Source organism: Paracoccus aurantiacus (assembly GCF_007993065.1).
Taxonomy (GTDB): Bacteria; Pseudomonadota; Alphaproteobacteria; order Rhodobacterales; family Rhodobacteraceae; genus Paracoccus; species Paracoccus aurantiacus.
In genome coordinates this window covers 58,223-81,276 of record NZ_VOPL01000009.1, presented here as the reverse complement: position 1 = coordinate 81,276, position 23,054 = coordinate 58,223, and the positions used below count along the sequence as shown (strand labels likewise).

Annotated in this window: 21 protein-coding genes and 2 pseudogenes; 14 read left to right on the top strand and 9 right to left on the bottom strand. The window is 60.6% G+C overall.

The window, feature by feature from the left end; all coding sequences use genetic code 11:
* Nucleotides 1-74 precede the first annotated feature (74 nt).
* Nucleotides 75-668 carry a hypothetical protein gene (locus FQV27_RS16740; RefSeq protein ID WP_147100786.1) on the top strand — a complete coding sequence of 198 codons (594 nt, stop codon included), beginning with the start codon at nucleotides 75-77 and terminating at the stop codon, nucleotides 666-668.
* Here the strand turns inward: FQV27_RS16740 and FQV27_RS16735 are convergent.
* Nucleotides 631-1,941 carry a tyrosine-type recombinase/integrase gene (locus FQV27_RS16735; RefSeq protein ID WP_147100784.1) on the bottom strand — a complete coding sequence of 437 codons (1,311 nt, stop codon included), beginning with the start codon at nucleotides 1,939-1,941 and terminating at the stop codon, nucleotides 631-633. The genes FQV27_RS16740 and FQV27_RS16735 overlap by 38 nt on opposite strands.
* 214 nt (nucleotides 1,942-2,155) lie before the next feature.
* On the opposite strand from FQV27_RS16735, the gene FQV27_RS19200 reads away from it, so the two are divergent.
* The 8 genes and pseudogenes from FQV27_RS19200 (at nucleotide 2,156) to FQV27_RS16700 (ending at nucleotide 8,851) form a co-directional block, all read left to right on the top strand.
* Nucleotides 2,156-2,833 carry an SOS response-associated peptidase family protein gene (locus FQV27_RS19200; protein WP_246133150.1) on the top strand — a complete coding sequence of 226 codons (678 nt, stop codon included), beginning with the start codon at nucleotides 2,156-2,158 and terminating at the stop codon, nucleotides 2,831-2,833.
* 24 nt (nucleotides 2,834-2,857) lie between these two features.
* A pseudogene (locus FQV27_RS19195) lies at nucleotides 2,858-3,124 on the top strand (SOS response-associated peptidase family protein); the annotation flags it as partial.
* 147 nt (nucleotides 3,125-3,271) lie between these two features.
* Nucleotides 3,272-4,717: a class I SAM-dependent DNA methyltransferase gene (locus tag FQV27_RS16725; RefSeq protein ID WP_147100782.1), complete on the top strand. Its 1,446-nt coding sequence runs from the start codon at nucleotides 3,272-3,274 to the stop codon at nucleotides 4,715-4,717.
* Entirely contained in the window at nucleotides 4,714-5,832 is a 1,119-nt protein-coding gene (locus FQV27_RS16720) for a restriction endonuclease subunit S (protein WP_222611724.1), read from the top strand. The genes FQV27_RS16725 and FQV27_RS16720 overlap by 4 nt, the downstream gene beginning before the upstream one ends.
* A pseudogene (locus FQV27_RS16715) lies at nucleotides 5,829-6,551 on the top strand (DEAD/DEAH box helicase family protein); the annotation flags it as partial. The gene FQV27_RS16720 and the pseudogene FQV27_RS16715, both read left to right, overlap by 4 nt.
* Nucleotides 6,552-6,713: 162 nt before the next feature.
* Nucleotides 6,714-7,697 carry a hypothetical protein gene (locus FQV27_RS16710; protein ID WP_147100780.1) on the top strand — a complete coding sequence of 328 codons (984 nt, stop codon included), beginning with the start codon at nucleotides 6,714-6,716 and terminating at the stop codon, nucleotides 7,695-7,697.
* Nucleotides 7,698-8,300: 603 nt separating this feature from the next.
* The gene (locus FQV27_RS16705; protein WP_147100778.1) at nucleotides 8,301-8,498 is read left to right on the top strand and encodes a hypothetical protein; all 198 of its coding nucleotides are present in this window, start codon (nucleotides 8,301-8,303) and stop codon (nucleotides 8,496-8,498) included.
* Nucleotides 8,495-8,851 carry an aldo/keto reductase gene (locus tag FQV27_RS16700; protein WP_147100776.1) on the top strand — a complete coding sequence of 119 codons (357 nt, stop codon included), beginning with the start codon at nucleotides 8,495-8,497 and terminating at the stop codon, nucleotides 8,849-8,851. Before FQV27_RS16705 ends, FQV27_RS16700 begins: the two co-directional genes overlap by 4 nt.
* A 39-nt stretch (nucleotides 8,852-8,890) precedes the next feature.
* Here the strand turns inward: FQV27_RS16700 and FQV27_RS16695 are convergent, their stop codons facing one another.
* Both FQV27_RS16695 and FQV27_RS16690 read right to left on the bottom strand, forming a co-directional pair.
* Nucleotides 8,891-9,550 carry an ABC transporter ATP-binding protein gene (locus FQV27_RS16695; protein WP_147100774.1) on the bottom strand — a complete coding sequence of 220 codons (660 nt, stop codon included), beginning with the start codon at nucleotides 9,548-9,550 and terminating at the stop codon, nucleotides 8,891-8,893.
* Between the two features lie 11 nt (nucleotides 9,551-9,561).
* Nucleotides 9,562-10,626 carry a KpsE/RkpR family capsule polysaccharide export protein gene (locus FQV27_RS16690; protein WP_246133148.1) on the bottom strand — a complete coding sequence of 355 codons (1,065 nt, stop codon included), beginning with the start codon at nucleotides 10,624-10,626 and terminating at the stop codon, nucleotides 9,562-9,564.
* Nucleotides 10,627-10,993: 367 nt separating this feature from the next.
* Between FQV27_RS16690 and FQV27_RS16685 the strand changes: the two genes are divergently transcribed.
* On the top strand, nucleotides 10,994-11,791 hold the full coding sequence (locus FQV27_RS16685) for an ABC transporter permease (RefSeq protein ID WP_147100770.1): 798 nt from the start codon (nucleotides 10,994-10,996) through the stop codon (nucleotides 11,789-11,791).
* Nucleotides 11,792-12,343: 552 nt separating this feature from the next.
* Nucleotides 12,344-12,643, top strand: coding sequence for a DUF2218 domain-containing protein (locus tag FQV27_RS16680; RefSeq protein WP_147100768.1), 300 nt, complete (start codon nucleotides 12,344-12,346; stop codon nucleotides 12,641-12,643).
* Here the strand turns inward: FQV27_RS16680 and FQV27_RS16675 are convergent.
* Nucleotides 12,640-13,968, bottom strand: a complete 1,329-nt coding sequence (locus FQV27_RS16675) for a condensation domain-containing protein (protein WP_147100766.1) — start codon at nucleotides 13,966-13,968, stop codon at nucleotides 12,640-12,642. The genes FQV27_RS16680 and FQV27_RS16675 overlap by 4 nt on opposite strands.
* A 179-nt stretch (nucleotides 13,969-14,147) precedes the next feature.
* On the opposite strand from FQV27_RS16675, the gene FQV27_RS16670 reads away from it, so the two are divergent.
* Both FQV27_RS16670 and FQV27_RS16665 read left to right on the top strand, forming a co-directional pair.
* Nucleotides 14,148-15,728 carry a (2,3-dihydroxybenzoyl)adenylate synthase gene (locus FQV27_RS16670; RefSeq protein WP_147100764.1) on the top strand — a complete coding sequence of 527 codons (1,581 nt, stop codon included), beginning with the start codon at nucleotides 14,148-14,150 and terminating at the stop codon, nucleotides 15,726-15,728.
* A gap of 10 nt (nucleotides 15,729-15,738) precedes the next feature.
* The gene (locus FQV27_RS16665) at nucleotides 15,739-15,972 is read left to right on the top strand and encodes a phosphopantetheine-binding protein (protein ID WP_186827344.1); all 234 of its coding nucleotides are present in this window, start codon (nucleotides 15,739-15,741) and stop codon (nucleotides 15,970-15,972) included.
* Here FQV27_RS16665 and FQV27_RS16660 read toward each other — a convergent pair.
* The 3 genes from FQV27_RS16660 to FQV27_RS16650 are packed head-to-tail and all read right to left on the bottom strand — an operon-like array spanning nucleotide 15,969 to nucleotide 18,574.
* A complete protein-coding gene (locus FQV27_RS16660) occupies nucleotides 15,969-16,739 on the bottom strand; it encodes an SDR family oxidoreductase (protein WP_147100759.1) in 771 nt (256 codons plus the stop codon). The two genes, FQV27_RS16665 and FQV27_RS16660, sit on opposite strands and share 4 nt — an antisense overlap.
* Complete coding sequence (locus FQV27_RS16655) at nucleotides 16,729-17,382, bottom strand: isochorismatase family protein (RefSeq protein WP_147100757.1); 654 nt, start codon at nucleotides 17,380-17,382, stop codon at nucleotides 16,729-16,731. The genes FQV27_RS16660 and FQV27_RS16655 overlap by 11 nt, the downstream gene beginning before the upstream one ends.
* A 19-nt stretch (nucleotides 17,383-17,401) precedes the next feature.
* Complete coding sequence (locus FQV27_RS16650) at nucleotides 17,402-18,574, bottom strand: isochorismate synthase (protein WP_147100755.1); 1,173 nt, start codon at nucleotides 18,572-18,574, stop codon at nucleotides 17,402-17,404.
* Between the two features lie 420 nt (nucleotides 18,575-18,994).
* Between FQV27_RS16650 and FQV27_RS16645 the strand changes: the two genes are divergently transcribed.
* Complete coding sequence (locus tag FQV27_RS16645) at nucleotides 18,995-20,995, top strand: TonB-dependent receptor domain-containing protein (protein WP_222611722.1); 2,001 nt, start codon at nucleotides 18,995-18,997, stop codon at nucleotides 20,993-20,995.
* 127 nt (nucleotides 20,996-21,122) lie between these two features.
* Here the strand turns inward: FQV27_RS16645 and FQV27_RS16640 are convergent, their stop codons facing one another.
* Complete coding sequence (locus tag FQV27_RS16640) at nucleotides 21,123-21,947, bottom strand: SDR family oxidoreductase (protein ID WP_147100750.1); 825 nt, start codon at nucleotides 21,945-21,947, stop codon at nucleotides 21,123-21,125.
* Between the two features lie 11 nt (nucleotides 21,948-21,958).
* Nucleotides 21,959-22,981, bottom strand: a complete 1,023-nt coding sequence (locus tag FQV27_RS16635) for a zinc-dependent alcohol dehydrogenase family protein (protein WP_147100747.1) — start codon at nucleotides 22,979-22,981, stop codon at nucleotides 21,959-21,961.
* Nucleotides 22,982-23,054 lie beyond the last annotated feature (73 nt).

Genomic DNA, 23,054 nt, shown 5'->3' with positions numbered 1-23,054 from the left:
CAAGGTGAGTATTTTCAGACCGTTTCACGCACATGGGTTGTTCTCCCTCATGACGAAAATGAGGAGATTGCATCATGCCTTTGCCACCCCGGCCCTTTTATTCGCCCTTCGAAATCGCCACCCGTTGGGAGTGCGACGTGGCGGACATCATTGACTGGGCGGTGGCGGGACACCTGCATATTCTTGTGCTGATCCCTCCCTGTACTATCGGAGGGCGGGTATTCAGTGATGCGGTCGAGGTCGCACCGAGCGACATTCATCTGTTGCTGCGCCGCTTTGATCGGTCATCCGGCAAGGTCCGCATCATGAGGATGCGCTATCCTGGCGAGCCGGAATGGACGGTTGCGGTGGAAGGCGATAAGGGCGTGATGATCGGTCAGCTCGATCTTCTCATCGCGGCTGATGACGTTGTCGCGTTCGAAGGACGATATGTCGGGTCGGCACGTGGAAACAGCAGCGTCGGTTCAGGCAGATATGACTGGGATGGCTGCATGGCGGCGATGCTGATCCACGCCCGCGACTACGGCCTGCCGGCCAATCAGGCGGAGCTGATCGGCGTCATACAGGACTGGTTCATTGGACACAGCCCGAAGGGCGAGGCGCCGGATGAAAGCACCATCCGCAAGCGGCTCAACCCAATCTGGCAGCGGATACGCGACGCGGCTTAGCTGCGTCCGTCCCGTTCGCGGCCGCTGTTGGCGCCGAATGCACCAGCCGCGGCCGGATGCGAATCATGTCGGCCACGGCGTCGACACCGGCACGCAGGGGCGAATCCATCAGGTGGGCGTAGCGCTGCGTGGTGCGGGACTGCGAATGGCCCAGCAGCTTGCCGATCATCTCCAACGAGGCGCCGCCGCTGACCAGCAGCGAGGCGAATGTGTGGCGCAGGTCGTGGATGCGGACACCGGGAATTTCGGCCTGCTGCTGGATGTCGATCCAGAAGCGACGGATTTCCTGCACCGGCTGGTCCTTGTCCTCGACATCACCGGGGAACAGCCAGTCGCAGCCGGGTGGGACCGCGTCGATGCGCGTGCGGACCAGCGCCACGGTGTCCAGCGACACCGGCACGCGGTGCACGCGGCGCTGCTTGGTGTTGGCGGCGGGCTTGGTCCAGATGGCGCGTTCCAGATCGAAATGCTCGAAGCGGCAGGTGCGGACCTCGCCCAGCCGGGCGCCAGTCAGCATGCACATCCGCACCACGGCCGCGGCGCGCTGGTCCTCGGCTGCCGTCAGGGCATCGCCGAGGCGAGCGATCTCGTCCATGGACAGGAACCGTTCGCGCTCGACCTCCATGCGGCGGCGGAAGCCCAGTGCGGGATTGTCGGACCGCATCTTCCACGCGATGGCGAGGTTGAAGACCTTGCGCAGCATCTCGCCGGCGCGGTTCGCCCGGATCGGGGTGGGCTTAGGCGGCTTCAACGGCTCGCGGCGCTTGGTCTTCGGCGTCTTCTTGGCCGGGCGGGAGCGGCCCTGCGCGATCAGGTTGAGGACCCGCTCGACATCCGCCGCCTCGATCTCGGTGACCAGCCGGTGCTTCCAGTGCGGCTCGATCAGTTTGCGCAGCATGGATTCCTGATCCGCGGCGTTGCGGGGAGCCAGATGAGCGGCATGCTCGCGCAGGTAGCGTTCGACCAGATCGGGGAAACGCGGCGCTTCGCGGGCATCTTCGCGCTCGGCCATCGGGTCGATGCCGCTGTCGACCTCGCGCCGCAGCACCTTGGCGCGGTCGCGGGCGGCGGTGACAGACCATTCCGGCCAGCGCCCGATGGTGAAGCGGCGCTGCCGACCGGCGGTGCGATAGTCGAACATGAAGGATCGGCTGCCCGAGGTATAGATGCAGATCGACAGGCCCAGCACGTCGGTGTCGAAGACCTGCCAGGCCTTGGGTCTCGTCTCGGCCGCGCGGACCAGCTTTTCGGTGAGTTTCTCTCGGTTGCGCAAGGCGTGATCTCCCGTTTGTCCCTTCGACACATGCGTAAAGTCGCGGGCTTATCAACGAGATGATTCGGGCACCGGAATACAGGAACGGGCCGGAATGGATCGGAACGGGGAGGCATTGAGTAATTCCGGTGTCTGTTCCTTGTCACGTAGCTATGTCACGGACCGGACGTGTCGCGACCTCAAATCACCTTGATTCGCGCATAGAGTTCCGTATTTGTTCTTGTCTATAACCCGGCGCAGCACACCCCAGGCGAAGATCGACGACGCGGCCTTTCCGGTCCGGGTGATGATCTGCGTCCCGCCGCTGGGCTTCGGCAGGGTGTCGGACGCGGTGTATCATTGGCTCGATACCCGTATAGGCCGCGGCAACTATGCGTGGCACGGCGGAGGTCGGGGCGGTATCGGCGACCGGGTGGCTCTGTACTTCCGCGAGCCGGAAGCGGCCGGGGCCTGCCTCTCCGCGTTTCCCGATCTGCAGCTGGCTGACGGCACCTGCCTGTCCAGCTACACTTCGCCCCATCTGCCCTTCGGGCGATCCGAGGAGGACGAAACAATCTGCAACCTGTACAACCAGACCACGACGCAGGAGGCGATGCGCCAGCTGTTCAAGGGGCTGGAGATGACCGACCGTGCCGGCAACGTCGCGCCGGGCAGGATCTATCCGGACCAGCCGGCACCGATCATCCGGCATGACGGTGAGGCGCTGGAGTTGGTGAAAGCCTGCTGGGGCCTGCCGTCACCGCCGTCGGTGCTGAAGACGGCGCGGGATCCGGGCGTTACCAACATCCGCAACCTCGCCTCGCCGCACTGGCGCCGCTGGCTGGGTCCAGCGCATCGCTGCCTCGTGCCGGTGACGGCCTTTGCCGAACCGATCAAGGGCGGCAATCAGTAGTTCGCGCCGCAGGAAGCGGACAGGCCTATGTTCTTCGCCGGCATCGAAGTCCGCGGCTGGAAATCGGTCCGTAAGGTGAAGGACGGCGAGACGACCGATGATCTCTATGCCTTCCTGACCTGTGCGCCGAATGCCGAGGTAGGGACGGTTCACCCGAAGGCGATGCCAGTCATTCTGACCGCGCCCGACGAATGGGAGACTTGGCTATCGGCACCGATCGAGATCGCAGGGAAGCTGCAGCGGCCACTGCCGGATGGGGCTCTGGCGCTGGTGGATGCTCCGGTCGAATGAACCTGCCCCCGGGAGGACCCAAGCGGATGTCGATACGACACCCGCAGTATCTGTAGTGCCCATTCAGGCTGTTTGCCGCATGCATCCGCCGAGGGTTGTCGGATCATTCCGCGTTTCGTAATGCTGAGTAACAGATGGAGATCCCGCATGTTTGAGAACGCATTTAACAACATCGACCGATTCATGCGGAATGACGAGGGGCTGGCGTCCGAGCTCGATTATGCTGAGCAGACGTCTTGGCTCCTTTTCCTAAAGTATCTTAACGATCTAGAGGCCGAGCGTCAGGATGCCGCCGAACTCGAAGGCCGCGACTATCGCCCGATCCTCGACGAGCGTTTCCGCTGGGATGTCTGGGCGGCACCCAAGATCAATGGCCGGTTGGACGACAACGCCGTGACCGGCAGCGATCTGATCGACTTCGTCAACCGTGACCTGTTCCCCTACCTGACCAAGTTCCGTCAGACGGCGACTAGCCCCGACAGCATCGAGTACAAGATCGGTGAGATCTTCTCGGAGATCATCAACAAATTCCGCTCGGGCTATGCGCTGCGCGACGTGCTGGAAGTCGTGGACAGCCTGCGCTTCAACACCCAGAGCGCCAAGCACGAACTTTCGGACCTGTATGAAAGCCGCATCAAGCGGATGGGCAACGCCGGGCGCAACGGTGGCGAATACTACACGCCCCGCCCGCTTATCCGCGCCATGATCAAGGTCGTCGATCCGAAGGTAGGCGAGACGATCTACGACGGTGCGGCCGGGTCCGCAGGCTTCTTGTGCGAGGCGTGGGAGTACCTGTCGCACGACAATCTGTCAGGCGCCGACTATGACACGCTGCAGCGTCGAACATTCTATGGTCAAGAAAAGAAGTCACTGGCCTACGTGCTTGGCGTTATGAACATGATCCTGCACGGGATCGAGGCGCCGAACATTCGGCATACCAACACGCTGACCGAGAACGTGATGGATATCCAGCAGCGGGATCGTCACGACATCGTCCTTGCCAATCCGCCTTTCGGCGGCGGCGAGCGTAAGGAGGTGCAGCAGAACTTCCCGATCAAATCAGGCGAAACCGCCTATCTGTTCCTTCAGCACTTCATTCGCAAGCTGAAGGCAGGCGGTCGCGGCGCGGTGGTCATCAAGAACACCTTCCTGAGCAACACCGATGGGGCCAGCGTGGCGCTTCGCAAGGAGTTGTTGGAGAGCTGCGACCTCCACACTGTGCTCGACTGCCCCGGCGGTACGTTCCAGGGCGCGGGCGTCAAGACGGTGGTGTTGTTCTTCGAGAAAGGGGCGAAGACGCGCTCTGTCTGGTACTACCAGCTTGATCCGGGCCGCTCCCTCGGCAAGACCAACCCGCTGAACGATGTTGACCTGGCAGACTTCGTCGCGCTGCAGCCCGAGCGGACGAACAGCGCTAGGAGCTGGTCGGTGGATGTCGCCAATCTTGATATGTCCACATGGGACCTGTCGGTCAAGAACCCCAATGCACCCGAGGAGGCGCCGCTGCGCAGCCCGGAGGAGATCATCGACGCCATGCTGGCGCGCGACGCCGAAACGGCCGAAATTCTCGAAGACATTCGGGGGATGCTGTGAAGGACGCCGCAAGAAATGTCGAAGTTCTGACCGAAACCTCTAAATGGCCAGTTTCACCACTCGGCGAAATCGTTGATGTTCTCGACAGCAGACGGAAGCCAATCACGAAGCGCGACCGAGTTTCCGGTCCGTACCCATATTTCGGAGCCACGGGAGTGCTTGACTGGGTAGAGGACTACCTTTTTGACGAGCCTCTCGTGTTGATTGGCGAGGACGGCGCTAAATGGGGTGCAGGCGACAGCTCAGCTTTCGCGATCGACGGGAAAACGTGGGTGAACAATCACGCTCATGTTTTGCGGCCACACCGAAACCAAGTTGTTGATGACTGGTTGATCTACTACCTCAATGCGACTGATCTTTCCGATTTCATCTCGGGCATGACGGTGCCGAAGCTAAACCAAGGGAGGCTCCGCGAAATCCCGATCCCCCTCCCGCCGCTGGAGGAGCAGAAGCGGATCGTCGCGGTGCTCGATCAGGCCTTCGCCGCTCTCGACCGCGCCCGCGCCCATGCCGAGGCTAATCTGCTCGACTTGGATGACCTCATCCTTTCCGCTAGCCGGGAGACCTTCGATGCATTGGAGGCAGAGTGGCGCCCGCTTGGTTCGCTTTGTGAGATCTATCAGCCAAAGACTATTTCAGCGAAAGAAATGTCACCAGACGGGGAATACGTCGTCTTCGGCGCTAATGGTAAGATAGGACGTTACCACGCCTACAATCACGCAGAGCCACAGCTCCTTGTGACGTGCCGCGGCGCGACTTGCGGTCAGATCAACATTTCGGAGCCGTTCTCGTGGATCACCGGCAATGCGATGGTTGTCCGTCCCAAAGACACGAAGATCACGTCCGATTTCCTCGAGCACTTCTTTCGTGACGCGGTTGACTGGGATGAGGTAATCACCGGCGCGGCACAGCCTCAGATTACCCGGCAGTCCTTGTCACCTGTGCTGGTTCCAGTGCCTGCCCTGAAGGAACAAGATGCAGCCTCAGAGAAGCTCGGCGCTTTACGCGAGCGGGTCGAGACGTTGATATTAGAGTACAAAACCAAGCTCGACGAACTCGCGGACCTTCGCCAATCCCTCCTGCAAAAAGCCTTCTCGGGCCAACTGACCGCATGACAGAAACCGAAGCCGACACCCGCGCCAATCGCATCGACCCCGTCCTGCGCGAGGCCGGATGGGGCGTCGTCGAGGGCTCGAGGATCCGTCGCGAGATGATCTGCCCCGGCCGCATCACCGGCGGCGGGCGTGTCAACCCGCTGTCGGCTGACTACGTGCTCAGCTACCGTGATCGCAAGCTGGCCGTGATCGAGGCCAAGCGGGCAGGGCTTGGCGCAACCGATGGTGTTGGTCAGGCCAAGGACTATGCCACCCGCCTCAAGGCACGCTTCGCTTATTCCACAAACGGCCTAGGCTGGTACGGCATCGACATGGCCACGGGCGCCGAGGGTGCGCACACGCTGCCCTTCCCTTCGCCGCAGGAACTGTGGGACCGCTGCTTTCCCGAAGGCAACGTCTGGCGCGACCGCTTTGGCGCCGTTCCTTTCGAGACCGAAGGCGGCAAGTGGGAGCCTCGCTACTACCAGCATAATGCGATCACTGCGGTGCTGGAGGCCATTTCACGCGGCCGCGATCGCGTTCTTTTGACGCTTGCCACCGGCACCGGCAAAACCTCCATTGCGTTCCAGATTGCGTGGAAGCTCTACCAGTCGTCCTGGAACCTAAGCCGCGACCCGGTACGCCGCCCGCGCATCCTGTTCCTTGCCGACCGAAACATCTTGGCAGATCAGGCCTACAACTCTTTCAGCGCATTTCCGCCGGACGCGCTCTGCCGGCTGGGTGAGTGGTCCGATGAGGCAGAGCCCGAGATTTTTCTTGGGCACGACGGCATGCTGGTGGTCGACGGTTGGTATGATTGCCCAGTCTGGCTGGCAGAGTTAGTCATGACCATATCGAACGGCTATCCGCCGCATTTGCTGGGGAAGGAAGAGGCCTAGCGCATGAACCTTGATCTTGCAGCGGTCGGTCTTGCCTCCTGCTTCGGAAGCGGGCTGCAGAACCATGTGGAGAAGGTCGCCGCACGCACCAACGCGCTTTCCCGTCAGCGCAATTTCACCGGCAGCGATTTCAAGCCGCAACTGGCGGCCTTTGATGGCAATCTTGGCTTTGAATCGGCCCTTACACGCATGGAGACCCTCGCGACGACCGCACTGGCAGATATGAAGCCGCTGACAGCGCTGCACGGAGAAGCATCATTGCACATCGCCATCGCCCTGCCAGAGATTGACGAGGCCGAAGGCCTGACTGCCTCGTTGCTGACACGGCTGACCAAGAAGCTGCTTCAGTTGGCTCTTGCGCGGTTGGGACGTCGCGAGGCGAGGCTGCATCAGTTCAACGCCGGAAGCGCGGGCGTTGCCCTTTCGCTGCAGGACTGCCTGCCGCTGCTGCGGCCTGGCGATGCACTGCTGGTGCTGGCGACGGACAGTTATCGTTGCCGTCGTCGCCTTGGCGCGCTCTTATCGGCGCGACGCCTGTTCAGCAGAAGAGATCGCTATGGCATCATCCCCGGCGAGGCAGCCGCGGCGCTGCTTTTTGTCGCCGGATCATCGAAGCCGTCCCTCGCTACGATTTCTGGTGTCGCCATCGAAACCGAACAGGTGCGTGAGATGGACCTTGGCGGCACCGATTTCGCTGCCCTTACTACGGCGAGTCGGCGCTCAATTGGTGAACGGGCGGAAATTCCGCTCTGGCTGACCGACTGGAACAATGGGCGCTATCGCGCGGCTGAACTGTCCTATTGCCAGTTACGACTGCAATATGCCTTGGCTGAAGATCTCGTGATCCTGCATCTGCCGCTTATATTTGGTGATTTGGGTGCGGCTACGCATGGTCTGGGACTTGCGCTGGCGGCAGCAGATGGAAATTCAGCACTGCTGACGGCATCGACCAGAGACTCCGGGAAGCGCGCCGCGATATATATCTGAGTTTGGACAATATTCTCCTATATATTTCGGTGGCCCCGAACAGGGATCGGCACCATGCAGCGGGGCTTCTGCCTCGACTATTCCGTCAACTTGATGAGGGATTGCCGGAGGGTCGGGCCGATCGAGAGCGCAGCTTGTATCCATTAGATCGGAAACGGTGGAAGGGGGACTTCGTGGCGCCTACTGACGATCGATAGTGATGTTGGCGAATTGCAACGGATGCCGGGCGGCTGTGGCTAGGCAGATCGGATTTCGCCGCGACGTTGTCGGCGATGACCGGCAGCTTTGTTACCTCGACCATCACGACCGGCATGGTTGGCATTCCCGAGATGGACCCGCGCGGCTATGGCGAGGGTTGCCGGCGACGCTGACGGAACTCGTTGTCGAAATGAAGGAATGGTTCGTTCAGACCAGCGCGGATAGCGATGCTCCGGACGAAAGCACGATCCGCAAGCGGATCGGCCCGATCTGGTACCAGCTAAGCGCACCGGTTCCTGCTTAGGCTCTTGTGCTTCGGCGGGCGAGTCGGAGTAAACCAGTCGCGGTCTCGCCCGCTAGATCGGCGACGGCATCGACGCCGGCACGCGGTGGCGAATCCATCAGATGGGCATAGCGCTGGATCTTGGCATCACAACTGCCATTGCCGCCATAGGCGCGGGTCGTCTGACAGGCGCGACCCTGCTTCTGCACCGCACGCATCTGGGACTGTTGGCCGCGACCGCCATGCTGGCAATCGCATTGATACTAGTGCTGCATCTCTCCTTGAAAACCCAAACTCTCCCGAGACGAAAACTGCTATGAAAACCCGTCAGCTGGGCCAGAACGGCCCGCAGGTCTCCGCCCTCGGGGTTGGCTGCATGAGTATGACCAGCGAAATCTATGGCCCCGCACCCGATCGTGCTGAAATGATCCAGCTGATCCGCAACGCCAAAGATCTGGGCGTCACCCACTTCGACACCGCCGAGGACTATGGACCTTTCACCAATGAGGAGTTTCTGGGCGAGCTCGTCGCCCCCATCCGCGACAAGGTCGTAATTGCCACCAAGTTCGGCATTGACATTCACCCCGACGGGTCGCGCGGCAAACCATCGTCGCAATGGACCGTAGGCCGATCGTGCACTAACAATCAAGTTGGACCACCTAGGTGGGGCTGATCAGGATGAACACAGTCCGGAATGCCCAACGATCCGGCGTCAGCGCTGGTTCATGTTCCTCATATGATGCGCGATTGCTTCATCGAGGTCGCTGTAGAAGGTCAGGTGGCCATTTTCCAGAACCGCCCCTGAATCGCAGATCTCGTTTAGCGTTGGCATGCTGTGCGAGACGACTATGGCGCCAGAGTTTGCAAGCCTGGCATGCAGCACTTCGTTGCTTTTCTTGCGGAAATTTGCGTCCCCGACAGCGGTAACCTCATCGATCAGGTAGGTGTCGAACGGAATAGCCATCGACACCCCGAAGGCCAGTCTGGCGCGCATTCCCGACGAATATGTTCTGAACGGAAGAAAGAAATGATCCCCGAGATCCGCAAAATCACTGACAAAATCTATCACCTCGTCAGTATCCAGCCCATAAATCCTGGCGACGAACCGGGTATTCTGCACGCCTGTAAGATCGGGGTGAAATGACCCCGCAAAACCAACAGGCCATGAAATGCTGCCGGTAGAAAAAATCTTCCCCGAGGTGGGAAGCATTTCTCCGGAAATCATCTGAAGCATGCTTGATTTTCCGGCACCATTTCGCCCCAGCAGGGCAACGGAAGCGCCGCTTGGAAATACCTGCGTTATATTGTCGGCAACCGTTTTTCTTCTGCCGTTAAGGTGGTAGGTTTTTGTTACATTCTGCAGGCGGATCATTTTTTCAACAATCAGCGACGGTTTCTTACGCTATAATAAATCAGGACACCAATCGTCCAGATCAGAAGCAGGAAGCTGGCTGTGATCAGAAATATTTTCAGCCGCTGGGGATATTCCGCGGTCTGCGCCAGGGTTGGCTTGACATAGGCTGCCAGGTATCGGCTTTTCTGCTGGGCTTGGGCCTGAGCCAAGTCATAGGCAGCCAATGCCGCTGTATAGGTTGTTTCGGCGAATTCCCGGTCGACGGCGAGGCGCTCATATTCTCCAACAACAGATGAAAGCTGCTCGCCGTCGGTCGCCTGGCCGCCAAATTTCTGGCGTTCCTGCTCGATCTGCTCGCGTATGACCCTGATCCTCACATCCGCCTGTTCAATACGCGGATCTGCTTCGCGCGCATTGGTGTCAAGAATCCCACGGTTGATCAGGGCCTCAGCCAACTGCTGCTGGAGCGAGCTTAGAATTCCCAGCTGTCCCTGGACATCCGCCACAGGATCGACGAGCTGATAGCGGTTGCGAAACTCCGTCATGGTCTGGCGTGCGACCTTCAGGCGTTCGACGGCCTTGTCCAACTCCTCGCGCGCATAGCGGATACTGTCAGCCCGCGCTACGGCATTGAGATCATTAATCATGGACGAGCTTTCGTCAAAGATTGCCTCTGTTATTTTCTGCGCATCCGTGGCGTCGAAGGCAAGGACGCGAACGTCCAGCATGCCGGAATCAGAGTAAACGCTGACCATCCGCTCCCAATGGGCGACTAAGTCTTCAATCGTATGTCCGCCCTGATAGGCAAAGACAGGGTCGTCCTTGGCGCGTGACCAGATGGCAACGAGATCGAGACGCTCATCAATTCTCTGTACAAGCTCACTGCTCGTCAAAAATTTGTAGAGGATGTCCGGGTCTGAAGTCGTGCTCTCCGAAAGTCCGGTAATCCCGCCGAGCAGTTCCAGCGTCCCCGAGGACAACCCTTCACTGCGCACGGAAAACCCGAGATGGGACGCGTACTGATCCTTCGCATAGCCCTTCAGATAAACGCCACAGGCGATCAGGGGAATGATGACGACCAGCAGGAAGGACAAGCCAACCAAGCGGTGCCTGCGCTCGAATTTGGCGCGTGTCGCGGGCTTTCCAACCGGCCTTTGTCCCGCTTGCCCAGCCGGTTTCGTTGCACCCTGTGCCTTCGCCTGTGGCGGTGAGGCCGTACCTGGTAGTCTGGGCTTGTTCTCAGATGCCGGGGCAGGAGCGCCAGTCTGGTTCGGCGCGCCCGGACCTGAGACTGGAAGCGAGTTAGGGTTCGACACGGATGGCATGCCTTCTGTTGCGACGCAGGCGTTGTAATTTCGCCCCCCTTCCTACATATCACCGGTTGGAAGTCCATAGCTCACACTGCGACGTGATCCTGTCATCTAGGCAGACGGGACCGCGCCACACCCTTCGGAAGTCGTCATGGCAGAACTACGTACAGTCGTGTCAGATCGAAAATTTTCCACGGCTCGTGCGATCGGGGCGCTGGTCATGCGCGAAATGTCCGCGACCTACGGGCGGACGCCCGGGGGGTATATCTGGGCGATCCTCGAACCTGCGGGCGGGATTGCGCTGCTCACCCTTGTTTTTTCATTTGCATTCTCGTCTCCGCCAATCGGAACAAGCTTTGCCATGTTTTATACAACGGGCGTTGTGCCCTTCATTTATTATAATGATATTGCACAAAAGGTCTCTCAGTCTCTGAATTACTCCAAACCGCTCCTCGCATACCCATCCGTCACTTTTTTTGATGCTCTGGCCGGCAGGTTAATAACAAATATGATCTCGGGGTTGCTGGTCGTCTATGTCATTTTCTTTTGGTTATATATCTTCTTCGACACACGAACAGATCCTCAATTGGATAGCATAGGGCTCAGCATAGCCATGGCGACCGCATTTGCATTTGCTGTCGGCACATTGAATTGCTATCTATTTCTGGCATTCCCGGTTTGGTTCAAGATCTGGAATATCTTAAACAGGCCTCTTTTTATTATAAGTTGCGTCCTGTTTGTTTTTGATTCAGTTCCGAAATCAATTCAAGGATATCTCTGGTATAATCCGCTTGTCCACGTTATCGGTCAGATGCGGCATGGATTTTATCCAAGCTATCATGCCGACTATGTCAGTCCGGCCTATGTATTTGGCGTAAGTCTCGTCGGTCTCGTCATCGGTCTGGCGCTTCTGCTGCGCTACCACAGGGATCTTCTGAACAATATGTAATGCCTCAGGCACGCCGGATCCTCGGCGCGCGGGGCGACGCTATGCTGCAGCGGTATCCACTTGCGCCAGACTGTTTTGGGTCAGTCAGAATTTGGTCGTCCATGGAGGGAGGATTGTCTGGGCGCAATCGCCTGCAGCGAAACCTTGCGTGGTACCCGGCACTGCGGCAGAGTTCTCTGGAAGCGGTGGACACGATGCTATCAAAAGACCTGCATCAAACCGCGACTGCTCCTTCCACCTTCGCGCGCAGGGAGCCTGATGTGACGTCGATGTCGTTCAGACGGTATAGTCCACCCCTACCGATACCCAAACGGATCGCCTGCCTCGCTGAACTCCAGTTCTGTCGTCGCCAGAACGCCACCATGACCGGCGAATGGCTCGTCATCCTCGATGGGCCCACCCCGCGGGAATATCACCAAGCGTCATTCGAGGGCCTAACTCTGAACAGAGCGAACTTACAAGCGCGGACTAAAAGAAGATCAGGCGCTTGACAGCAAGCGCGGTTCAATGTGATTTCGCGGTATGTAGAGTAAAAAAGTCGGGATTTGAGATATGCAGGAGCAATCACTCAGGACGGGACGCTTTGAAACCCCGAATGCAGCAAAGTACGTCACGCAGCTGTGTAAGCATTTCGGACACAAGGTGCCGGCCAGCATCGAGGGGAATCGCGGCCAGGTCACCTTCGCAATCGGGGCAGCCGTAATGGTGGCGGATGATGCCGCTCTGACGGTGACGCTTTCCGGCTCTGATGCTGAGGCGCTGGCGCAGATGCAGCAGACCATCGACGATCACCTGCAGCGCTTCGCGTTCCGCGAGGATTTCAGTGGAATGACCTGGGGCGCAGCCACCTAGCCAGCGCCCTCGTCGCGGAAAGCTCTCAGCAAAGGCAGATTCGCGTCCGCCGAAAGACATCGGTTCAGGAAGTCCGGCAGGCCGGCGACGTGGCGATCAAAAAGCGTCCGCGATGTAAGCGACGGATCGGCGTCGAGATGCATGACCATACCTTCGGCGCGCGGATCGGCGCTGATCGTCACGTTGAACCCATCGCCGGGGCCTGCGGCAAGAACCTCTCGCTCACAGTCGCCGCCGGGAAAATGCGCATTGCTGAATGGCATCACATTGATTAGCGGCGAGAAGAAGAACCGTTCGTCGTCCTTCAGGCCGAAATCCGCAGCGATCTGCTCGATCCGGCAGCGGCCATGCTTTCGAACTGACCTCAAATCTTGCTGCATCGCGCCAAGCACTGCAGCCAGGCCTTCCCGAGGGTTCGGTGTCACGCGAAACGGCGCGATGTTCAGCACCATGGCCGGGATATTTGCTGCGACGCTGCCGAGGCGACCCATCAGCGGCAGCCAGACAAGCCCATTGTCACGCGCATCACTCGCAGGCACGCGCCACAGCCATAGCGTGCAAAGCGCCGTCACCAGATCGGGCCAGCCCATCTCAAACCGCTGGGCGGATTGCAGCAGGCGGGCTGACAAGTGCTGCAAGGGGATCGTTGCGCTGTGGGGCACGACAGGATAGCCCTCGGACCCCTTGCGCAGCGTTGCCGGAGCATGCCCTGCGGCCAGCTGCCTTTGCCAGAACTCGCGAGCTGACTGATGCCGGGGACTGCCGCGATAGTCCGCTTCTTCGGCAAGATAATCGCCGAATCTTGCGAAGGATTTTCCGGCTGGCGCACCCTGCGCGATATGCGCATAAAGCTGGGCGACGCGTTTCTCGATCAGCGCCATGGAATAGCCGTCAAGAAAGATATGGTGCCCGCGAAGATACCAGATCCAGTGATCTTCGCTGAGACGGATCAGCCAAAGCGCCGACAAGGGCGCGGCGCACAGGTCAAGCGGATGGTCGATATCTGCCTGCATGATCCTGCGCGCTTCGTCCTCGGGCGCGGGATGGCTGCGCAGGTCAAGCTGACGCAGACCGGGCAACCGGTCAGGATCGACAATTTGCATCGGCGGATCACCATCAAGAAATTGCAGTGACAGGACATCGGCCTCTGCCGCCATCATGGTGATCGCCTGTGCGATCGCGTCGTGGTTCAGCGGGCCATGCAGTCGGATCAAATGCGCAACGGTCGAGACAGGCTGCCCCGGATGCGCCAGAAACTCCTCCCAGAAGTCAAGTTGCCCAAGTGTGAGCGGCAGAGGAGAGGTCGGGGATACCATCTTGTTCATCTCTGCGACGCATCCATGCATGCCTGACGTCTAGTCGGCCGTTGACAATATCCGACAAAAATACTTATGAATAGCGCGCCGTCAAGAACGGTCGGGCCCTGACGCGCTCGCCATAGCAAGATCTGTCGCGCTGACGATCCAGCAAAGCCCCGAACATCCCCGGACAAGGATTTGCGACCGTGATCGAATTTACACCCTGGCCCGAGCCTTTTGCGGCGCGCTATCGCCAGAAGGGCTACTGGATCGGCAGGCCGCTTTGCGCTGCGCTGGAAGGCCATGCGATGGCGCATCCCGACCGGGTTGCGGTCATCTGTGGCGGTCGGACGATCACCTATGGCCAGCTTGACAGCATGGCGAACAACCTTGCCGCGCGGTTGTCGGCACATGGGCTGGGGCAGGGCGACACGGCGCTGGTGCAGCTGCCGAATATCGCAGAGTTCTATGTGGTCTTTCTTGCGCTCATGAAGATCGGCGTCGCGCCGTTGAATGCGCTTTTCAGTCATAAGCGTGTCGAACTGACTGCTTACGCCGATCAGATACGCCCGAAACTGCTGGTCGCTGACCGCAGCCATGCACTGTTTGGCGATGACGCCTTTATAGAGGAACTTTCGCCGGTTCAGGCGCTGCTATTAGGAGAAAACGACCCGTCGCGCAGTCTGAAGGAATGGCTGACGGATACGGATTTGCAGCTGACGGGCGGACCCACGGCACCGGATCAAGTCGCGTTCTTTCAGCTTTCCGGCGGCAGCACGGGCACGCCGAAACTGATCCCGCGCACGCACAACGACTATGACTACAGCATTCGTGAGAGTGCCCGGATCTGTTGCGTGACCAATGAGACGCGCTTTCTCTGCGCGCTGCCGGCGCCGCATAATTTCCTGCTCAGCTCGCCGGGTGCGCTCGGCGTTTTTCATGCGGGCGGGACGGTCGTGATGGCCGCCAATCCCGACCCCCGGCTCTGCTTCGACCTGATCGTCCGGCACCGGGTGAATATGGCTGCGCTGGTGCCGTCCGCGGTCGCGCTGTGGGTCGAGGCAGCCGAGCGGCGCGGTGCACCGGCATCGCTGGCGCATCTGCTGGTCGGCGGTGCTAGTTTTGCGCCGGCGCTGGCGCAACGCGTTCCGCAAGCCTTGGGCTGCCGCTTGCAGCAGGTCTTTGGGATGGCCGAAGGGCTGGTGAACTATACCCGCCTGGATGACCCTGACGACGTGATCGTTGAAAGCCAGGGGCGCCCGATCAGCCCAGATGACGAGGTCATGATCATCGGCGAAGACGGCCAGCCCGTTTCGCCGGGCGAGGTGGGTCAACTGGCAGTGCGCGGCCCTTACACCTTTCGCGGCTATTATCGCGCGCCGGAACAGAACGCCCGCGCCTTCGATTCCGACGGCTTCTATTACAGCGGCGATCTGGTGCGCTGGCGCGCAGACGGCAACCTTCAGGTTGTCGGCCGCGTGAAGGATCAGATCAATCGCGGCGGCGAAAAGATCGCGGCGGAAGAGGTCGAGAACCTGCTGATGCAGCATCCGGCAATTGCCGCCGTCGCGCTGGTGCCAGTGAGTGACCCGACGCTGGGCGAGAAAAGCGTGGCATTTGTCGTGGCCTCCAGCCCGCTGAAGGGGATCGACCTGCGTCGTCACCTGATCTCGTTGGGGATCGCCGACTATAAGCTGCCCGACAGGTTCCGTTTCATCGACGCGTTGCCGCTGACCCATGTCGGTAAGCCCGACAAACGCAAACTGGCACAAACACTGGACGCATGAGGATACCACAATGAATGCCGAAACAGACGCTGACTGGCTGCACACCCGCGTTGCCGAGATTACCGGAGAGGACGGACCGATCGACCCGGACGAAGACCTGACGCTTTACGGTCTGGATTCGATGGGCGTCATGCGGCTTGTCATGCTGCTGGAAGAGCGGGGCGTCATGCTGGAATTCGATGAATTGCTTGGCCAGCCGACGCTGAACGCATGGCAGGCCCTGATCCGCCAGCGCAGCAACTAAGCCCGCAGCGTCGCACCGCCATCGACATACAGGTCGGCCATGGTGATGTGGCCGGCCTGATCCGAAAGAAGGAACAGTGCCGCATTGGCGATGTCTTCGGGCGTTGCCAGCTTGCGCAGGGGGATTCCGGTGCGGAAGCTGGCGGCATCGCCTTCGATCACTCGCGCCGCGCCGGTGCCATCTGCCCACATGCCCGTCTGCATCGCGGTGAGAGTTGAGCCTGGCGCGACGATGTTGCAGCGGACCCCTTGTGCGGCAAGCTCCAGCCCCAGGCATCGGGTCAACATGGCCGAGGCTGCCTTTGATGCAGCATAGGCCCCCATTTCCTGACGCGGGATGCCGGCCGCATTCGAGCCGATGACGACGATTGCCCCGCCGCCATGTCCTGCCATGTGCCGGCCAAGGCATCGGGTCACGCGAAATGTTCCGCCCGCGTTGATGTCGGTGACGCGCTGCCACTCGTCATCGGTCATCTTTGCCAGCGGGCCTGTGGACAGGACCCCCGCCGCGTGAACGCCAAGCGTGACCGGCCCGAAAGCGTGTTCGGCTGCCTGAAGCGCAACCTCGACCGAGGCGCTGTCGCGCACGTCCATCGCGTGCCAGAGGAGGCCATGTGATCCGTTGTCCCCGACAGGCAGGGCATCCGCGAGATCGGTCGCGAGTACCCGCGCGCCAGCGCTGCGCAGGGCCGCTGTCACGGCGCGACCGATACCGCCCGCCGCGCCGCTCACCAATGCGCAGCGACCGTGAAATCCATCAAGCTGCATTGGCGCTCCCCATGATTGCGGTCAGGGTATGCGCGGTGTCGGTGACGACGCCGCTGCAACCTGCGATCCAGGCCATGGCCATGCGATGCCGCGCCAGATCAAAATCGGCTTGCGCGTCACTCACCGCAAAGGGCTGGATGTCGCGCTGGAAGGCCTCGGCAGCGGTGCAGAGACAGCCGATATGGGCATAGATACCGGTGATCAGAAGCTGATCGCGTCCGCGCGCGCGCATCAGCGTGGACAGGTTCGACCGCTGAAACGCGCTATAGCGATGCTTGACCAGACAGTGATCGCCATGTTGCGGGGCAAGCTGGGGCAGGATTGCCTCATGCTCGGGCGTGGCCCGCATCCCCGGTCCCCAGAGATCGGCCTGCAAGCCTCGATCGGCGGGAAACTGATCGCCTGTCTGCGCAGTATAGAAAACCGGCATCCCGGCGGCACGGGCCGCATCGAGCAGCCGCGCGATCTGCGTGATAAGCCCGGCCAGAGGTTGCGCATCCGGCGGAAACGGTCTGCAAAAATAGGCTTGCATGTCATGGACCAGCAGGGCCGCCCGATCCGGTCGGAACTGCCAATCGGCGCGGGATGGCGGAATTTCTGTCAGACGCGGCGGTTCATAGGAGGAAATCTGCGGCAGGGTCATATTCGTTCTCTGTTCGGGATCAGTCAGTAAGTGCGGCATCGGCGGGCAGCCCCAGAGCCGCCAGCATTGCGGCGAATTTGCTGCCTGTCTCGGCGGCCTCGATCATCGGGTCAGAGCCTTCGACGATGCCGGCACCGGCATATAGCCTCGCCTCCCGGCCGCAGATATCGGCGCAGCGGATTGCGACATACCAAGCGCCATCGCCCCTGTTGTCGCACCAGCCCACCGCTCCGGCATAGAAATCGCGGGCGACAGGCTCCAGTTGGCTGATCAGATCCGCCGCACGCTGACAGGGCAGGCCGCAGACCGCGGGTGTCGGATGCAAGGCCGCCGCCAACACGGGAACCGGGACGCTGTCGTCGAGAAGTTCTCCGACGATGCGGGTATGCAGATGCCACATGCTGCGCGTCGAGGTCAGACGCGTGCCCTCGGGGCTACCCAGTCGCCGGCACCAGGGCGAAAGCTGATCCAAGATATATTCCACGACCATCGCATGTTCACGCCGGTCCTTGTCTGATCGCGCGAGTTCGCCGCAGGCCTGCGCGTCCTCGGCAGGGCCGGCGCAGCGCCGGATCGAGCCGGCCAGCGGGTTTGACAGGATCGCACGCCCCCGCTTTTCGATGAGCAGTTCGGGCGTCGCGCCGACAAGGTGGCGCGGCGAAGGTCCGTTGCCCGGCAGGGCGACCTGAAATGCGGTGACGCTGTCATCGTCGGCCAGGCGGCTCATAAGGCCTGCAATTGAAATCGGGTCCGACGCGCTGACCGCCAATGTCCGGGCCAGCACGATCTTGCGCAGACCATCCTGATGGGCGGCATCCTGACGTATCAGCTCAAGCGCCTTCGCCACCGATCCTGCATAATCCCGCGGCGACGGGGCGGCATTCATTCGCAGCGTCGTGGCGATAGGACCCGCCCCGACGGCAGCGTGGACCATGGTTGAACCGCCTTCCGCGCACCAGAGATGGTCGGCCTGATGCCGGCTGAACGGCAGGGCGCCGCCGATAATGGCGCGCGGTCCTGCATGACGGAACGCGCGCGCAATGCGCTCATCCAGTGAGTCCTGCGTCCCGGACGCGACCGGAGCGGTTCGTCCCGCGGATCGAACGGCGCCCCGAGGTCCGGTAAATGCGAACTCGCCCTCGGCAGGTTTCGAAGCGGCAATATGCTCTGCAACGCCTGATGGCATCATCATGCGAAATCCTTCGGCTTTGAAATGGACTGAAACGCTTGCGGCCTTAACGGCTGGCTGATGCCTTGCTGGCGGGTGCCGAGTTGCGTTCAGGACAAGAGGGACCAAGGCTGCGCGCAACTCGCCCGCGCAATAGCTTGGTTGCCGGGATATAGTCAATTAAAAAAGTCAGGATTTAGCTCTGACGATGATTTTTTGAAAAGTGCCGCAGCCGTTTTGCGGCGGCGGCGAATCTTCCCAAAATATTGATATAACTAATTAAATTCAGATAAATTGCCGTCGTGCCGCTGCCGGAGAGCCCCAACGATTGACCGTTTTGTCACACCGATACCCATGTGAAATTAATACCTGATAAAAACAGTTGAGAATCATTTGTTGCGCTGCGACATGCTCTTCGGGCAACGAAAACGAAGGATATCATTGATGCTCAACCCAACTTCCCTGCTGCTCGCTGGCGCATCGATGCTCGCGATCGCGGCTGCGTCCCATGCACAGGATCTGGCCGATCCGCTGCCCACCGGGACGATCATGCTGGACCCGATCACGCTGGTCGCGGATGGTCAGGAAAATGTCGAGGCGACAGGCGGCTCGGTCGTGACCGAGCAGGATATCGCAGACATGCAGCCCGCCGATGCGTCAGAGCTTTTCGCCCGCGATGCCTCTGTCAGCGTGTCGGGCGGTGCGGGGCCGTCCAAGAGGATTCACGTCTTTGGTCTGGAACAATCAAGCCTCGCGGTGTCGGTCGACGGCGTGCCGCAGTTCAAGGATAATTGGCACCACAGCGGATCGAACGTCATCGACCCGGCCTTCCTGAAGCGGGTCGAGGTCGAGTCCGGTGCCGCGGCTGCCGATGCCGGCTTTGGTGCTGGCGCAGGCGCGGTTCGCTATGAAACGCTTGGCGCACGCGATCTGCTGACCGATGGGCGCAGCAAGGGCGGTCGGATCGGGCTGTCCTATGGCTCGAACGGGCGGGGGTTGACGGCGAATCTGGCGGGATACGGCGTTTATGAGAACGTCGACTGGTTCGTGATGCTGCATCGCGCAGACGGCGACAATTACGAAAACGGCGATGGCTACGAGGTCGTGGGCAGCAAGCCGGCCACAAGTGGTGCGCTGCTGAAGACGGGTTATGAATTCGAGGGGCACCGCGTCGAACTGTCCTACGAATATAACAAGGACAGCGCTGATCGCGTGACCCGGATGAACATGGATGTCGGGCAGACCAAGGAGGTTTTCCCGCTGAAAGTTACGCGCAACACCATCAGCCTGAAATATACCGAGGTTTCGCCCACAGCGCTGTGGGATCCCGAGGTGATGATCTATGCCAGCCGGAACAATTACGACCGGCCGGATTACATTGAGGATGCCGCGCGCGGCGATTTCAGGATGAAGGCCGAAACAGTCGGCGGCCTTGTTCAGAATCGATTCGAGGTCGGACCGGGCAGCGTGACCGCCGGAATCGACTGGGCCTATGACGATTATCACATCGACAATTACGGCGACACCGATGCGCCCGTCCACAATCTGGAAACGATGCAGGTCGGAGCCTTTGTTCAGGGCCGCTTCGAATTCGACAATGGCATCGACATTTCCACCGGTGCGCGTCTGGATCACCAGCGCTTTACTGACTGGAACAGCGAACGCCACTCGGATACCGGCGCCAGCGTGAACGGCACGATTTCTTACGAATTCGCGCCCGGATACGAGGTCTTTGCCGGTGCCTCGCATACCTGGATGGGCTTTGACCTGGGTGAATATGGCTATCTCCACGCCCGCGACAGCAGCATGGCCGTCGCGTCTGATTACGAGCCGGCGACCGCGCGCAACTACAAATTGGGTCTGAACGCGACGCAGGGCGATTGGACGGGCAACCTGACTTTCTTCGACACGCGATTGAAGAACCTCGCGAACAGCTATTACCGCGAAAGCGATGACAGCTACACATTGGACAATGCCGAGGAATATCGCAGCCGCGGTTTTACCCTTCAGGGCAACTATAGCTGGGGCAGCGGCCGCGTCGGCGCCAGCGTGACGAAGGCGAATGTCGAGTATGACGGCGAGGACGCGCTGCCCAGTGGCGGCGATGCCATGCCGATCGGCACTGTCGCATCGCTGTTCGTCGACCAGGACATTCCGCAGTATAATCTGCGTGTGGGCGGCACGCTGGAACTGGCCGACCGTCTGGACGGCGATTACCTGACCGAAGCCGGGTTCTCGGATCATGCAGGTTATGGTGTCGTGAACACCTATGCAGAATGGCGACCCGAAAGCCATCAGAACGTGGTCGTTCGTCTGGGTGTCGATAACCTGTTTGACAAGACCTATTACGAGCGCTCCAGCTACGTCCAATACAGCCCACGCGACGTCCAGCCGCTTTATGCGCCGGGCCGGACCGTGACACTGGGACTGAATATGGACTTCTGAACCTTGATGCCCCCGGGCGCTTAGACCTCGGGGGCATCTGCACCGTCAGCAGATAGCGGAGGACGCTGATCGACGGGGGCCAAAGCTCCGGGGACAGGTCAGGCGTGACCGCGGCTTGGTGTGCCGGTCATGACCTCTTCGCGTCAGGTCCATAGAAGAAATTGGCGGTCGCGCCGCCGTCGATCAGGAAGTCGCTGCCGGTGATATAGCCGCCTTCCGGTCCCATGATCAGCGCCGCAAGTGCCGCGATCTCATCCGGGGTGCCGGCGCGGCCTGCGGGCATTTTTGCCAGCATGTCGCGGTAGAAATCAGCGCGCTCGCCGTTCAGTTCGTCATGTGCCAGAGGGGTGATGATGATGCCGGGGCTGATCGCGTTGATCCGTGCGCCATGCTTGCCCCAGTTGATCGCCTCGCCCCGGACGCGAAGGGAATTGCAGCGCTTCGACATTTGATATGCCAGAAGTGTGTCATCGATAGCTTTGACGAAATCAAGTTCCAGCAGTTCTTCGGCCGGCTTTGTGGCCAGTTGTTCGTCCTGTTCTGCCGTCAGCGCGGGCATCCGATAGCCCGACTGTGACGAGATCACGATGCCCGATCCGCCCGGTGCGATTGCCGTGCCGAACTCCTCAAGCAGCATCGAGGTGCCGTAAAGATCGACCTTCAGGATCGTCTCGGCAGATGCCTGACTTGGCGACACACCCGCAGCTTGAATCAGCGCCTTCACATCACCGATACCGCTAGCGAGCTTGACCAGTTCCTGCACCGACTTGCGGTCGGATACGTCAACGGTCGTGGCGGTGTTTTCGAACCCCGCGAGTTCGAGCGCCTCGGCGGCCTTGTCGGCGTTTTCCTGCTTCAGATCGGCCAGCACCATATGGCGGCCGCTGCTGACCCGGCGGGCAATGGCCTGCCCGATCGAGCCAGCACCGACGACGACGGTGACATCGGTCATCGCATTTCTCCTTATTCCTCGACCCGCAGCATGGTCTTGATGGCGCGACGTTCGTCCATTGCCTTGTAACCCTCTGCCACTTCGGCGATCGGCAGCACCAGATCGAATACCTTGCCGGGCTCGATCTTTCCGGCCAGCACGCGATCCATGAGGTCGGGCAAGAAGCGGCGCACAGGTGCGGGGCCGCCCAGCATCCGCTTCTGCCCGAAGAACAATTGCTGCCCGTCGAAGCTGACGCCATGCGGAACGCCGACATAGCCGATGGTGCCACCGGGACGGCAGACGCCCATGGCCTGGTGCATGGATTCCTCCATCCCTACGCATTCCAGCACCGATTCCGCCCCGACGCCGTTGGTCAGGTCCATGATCCGGCCAATGCCATCCTCGCCGCGTTCTTCGACGATGTCGGTGGCACCATATTCCAGCGCCAGCTTTTGGCGGTCCTTGTGGCGGGACATGACAATAACCCGCCCCGCACCCATCTGGGATGCGGCCAGCACGCCCATCAGCCCGACAGCGCCGTCGCCGACGACGACTGCGGTGCCCCCTTCGCGGACCTGCGAGGCATCGGCGGCATACCAGCCCGTGCCCAGCACGTCGGAGGTCGCCAGCATGTGCGGGATCATATCGGCATCAGGAATTTCGTTCGTCGCGACCAATGTCCCGTCGGCCAGTGGCACGCGGGCATAGGGGGCCTGCGCGCCGGTCATGAACTCGCGCTGCACACAGGAGGACTGGAAGCCGAAGTCGCAATGCGGGCAGGTATTGTCGGACAGAATGAAGCTGCCGACGACGAACTGTCCGGGCTTGATGTTGCGGACCTCGCTGCCGACCTCGACCACGGTGCCGCAATATTCATGGCCCATATGCGCGGGCCCATCCTGATCGGACAGGCCACGATAGGGCCACAGATCCGATCCGCAGATGCACGTGGCAGCAAGCTTGATGATTGCGTCTGTGGGTTTCAGGATCTTCGGGTCTTCGACCTGCTCATAGCGAACATCGCCGGGGCCGTGCATGACGGTTGCATACATTCTGTTCTTCCTTTCCTAGGGTGACGCAGAGCGAGGGATGGATCGGGCTGTGCGGGTATTCCGGCCGCGCGAG

Coding starts and splice junctions, on each gene's coding strand:
- FQV27_RS16740 (WP_147100786.1), top strand. CDS start 75: ATGCCTTTGCCACCCCGGCCCTTTTATTCGCCCTTCGAAATCGCCACC.
- FQV27_RS16725 (WP_147100782.1), top strand. CDS start 3,272: ATGTTTGAGAACGCATTTAACAACATCGACCGATTCATGCGGAATGAC.
- FQV27_RS16710 (WP_147100780.1), top strand. CDS start 6,714: ATGAACCTTGATCTTGCAGCGGTCGGTCTTGCCTCCTGCTTCGGAAGC.
- FQV27_RS16705 (WP_147100778.1), top strand. CDS start 8,301: ATGGGCATAGCGCTGGATCTTGGCATCACAACTGCCATTGCCGCCATA.
- FQV27_RS16700 (WP_147100776.1), top strand. CDS start 8,495: ATGAAAACCCGTCAGCTGGGCCAGAACGGCCCGCAGGTCTCCGCCCTC.
- FQV27_RS16695 (WP_147100774.1), bottom strand. CDS start 9,550: ATGATCCGCCTGCAGAATGTAACAAAAACCTACCACCTTAACGGCAGA.
- FQV27_RS16685 (WP_147100770.1), top strand. CDS start 10,994: ATGGCAGAACTACGTACAGTCGTGTCAGATCGAAAATTTTCCACGGCT.
- FQV27_RS16680 (WP_147100768.1), top strand. CDS start 12,344: ATGCAGGAGCAATCACTCAGGACGGGACGCTTTGAAACCCCGAATGCA.
- FQV27_RS16675 (WP_147100766.1), bottom strand. CDS start 13,968: ATGAACAAGATGGTATCCCCGACCTCTCCTCTGCCGCTCACACTTGGG.
- FQV27_RS16665 (WP_186827344.1), top strand. CDS start 15,739: ATGAATGCCGAAACAGACGCTGACTGGCTGCACACCCGCGTTGCCGAG.
- FQV27_RS16660 (WP_147100759.1), bottom strand. CDS start 16,739: ATGCAGCTTGATGGATTTCACGGTCGCTGCGCATTGGTGAGCGGCGCG.
- FQV27_RS16655 (WP_147100757.1), bottom strand. CDS start 17,382: ATGACCCTGCCGCAGATTTCCTCCTATGAACCGCCGCGTCTGACAGAA.
- FQV27_RS16650 (WP_147100755.1), bottom strand. CDS start 18,574: ATGATGATGCCATCAGGCGTTGCAGAGCATATTGCCGCTTCGAAACCT.
- FQV27_RS16645 (WP_222611722.1), top strand. CDS start 18,995: ATGCTCAACCCAACTTCCCTGCTGCTCGCTGGCGCATCGATGCTCGCG.
- FQV27_RS16640 (WP_147100750.1), bottom strand. CDS start 21,947: ATGACCGATGTCACCGTCGTCGTCGGTGCTGGCTCGATCGGGCAGGCC.
- FQV27_RS16635 (WP_147100747.1), bottom strand. CDS start 22,981: ATGTATGCAACCGTCATGCACGGCCCCGGCGATGTTCGCTATGAGCAG.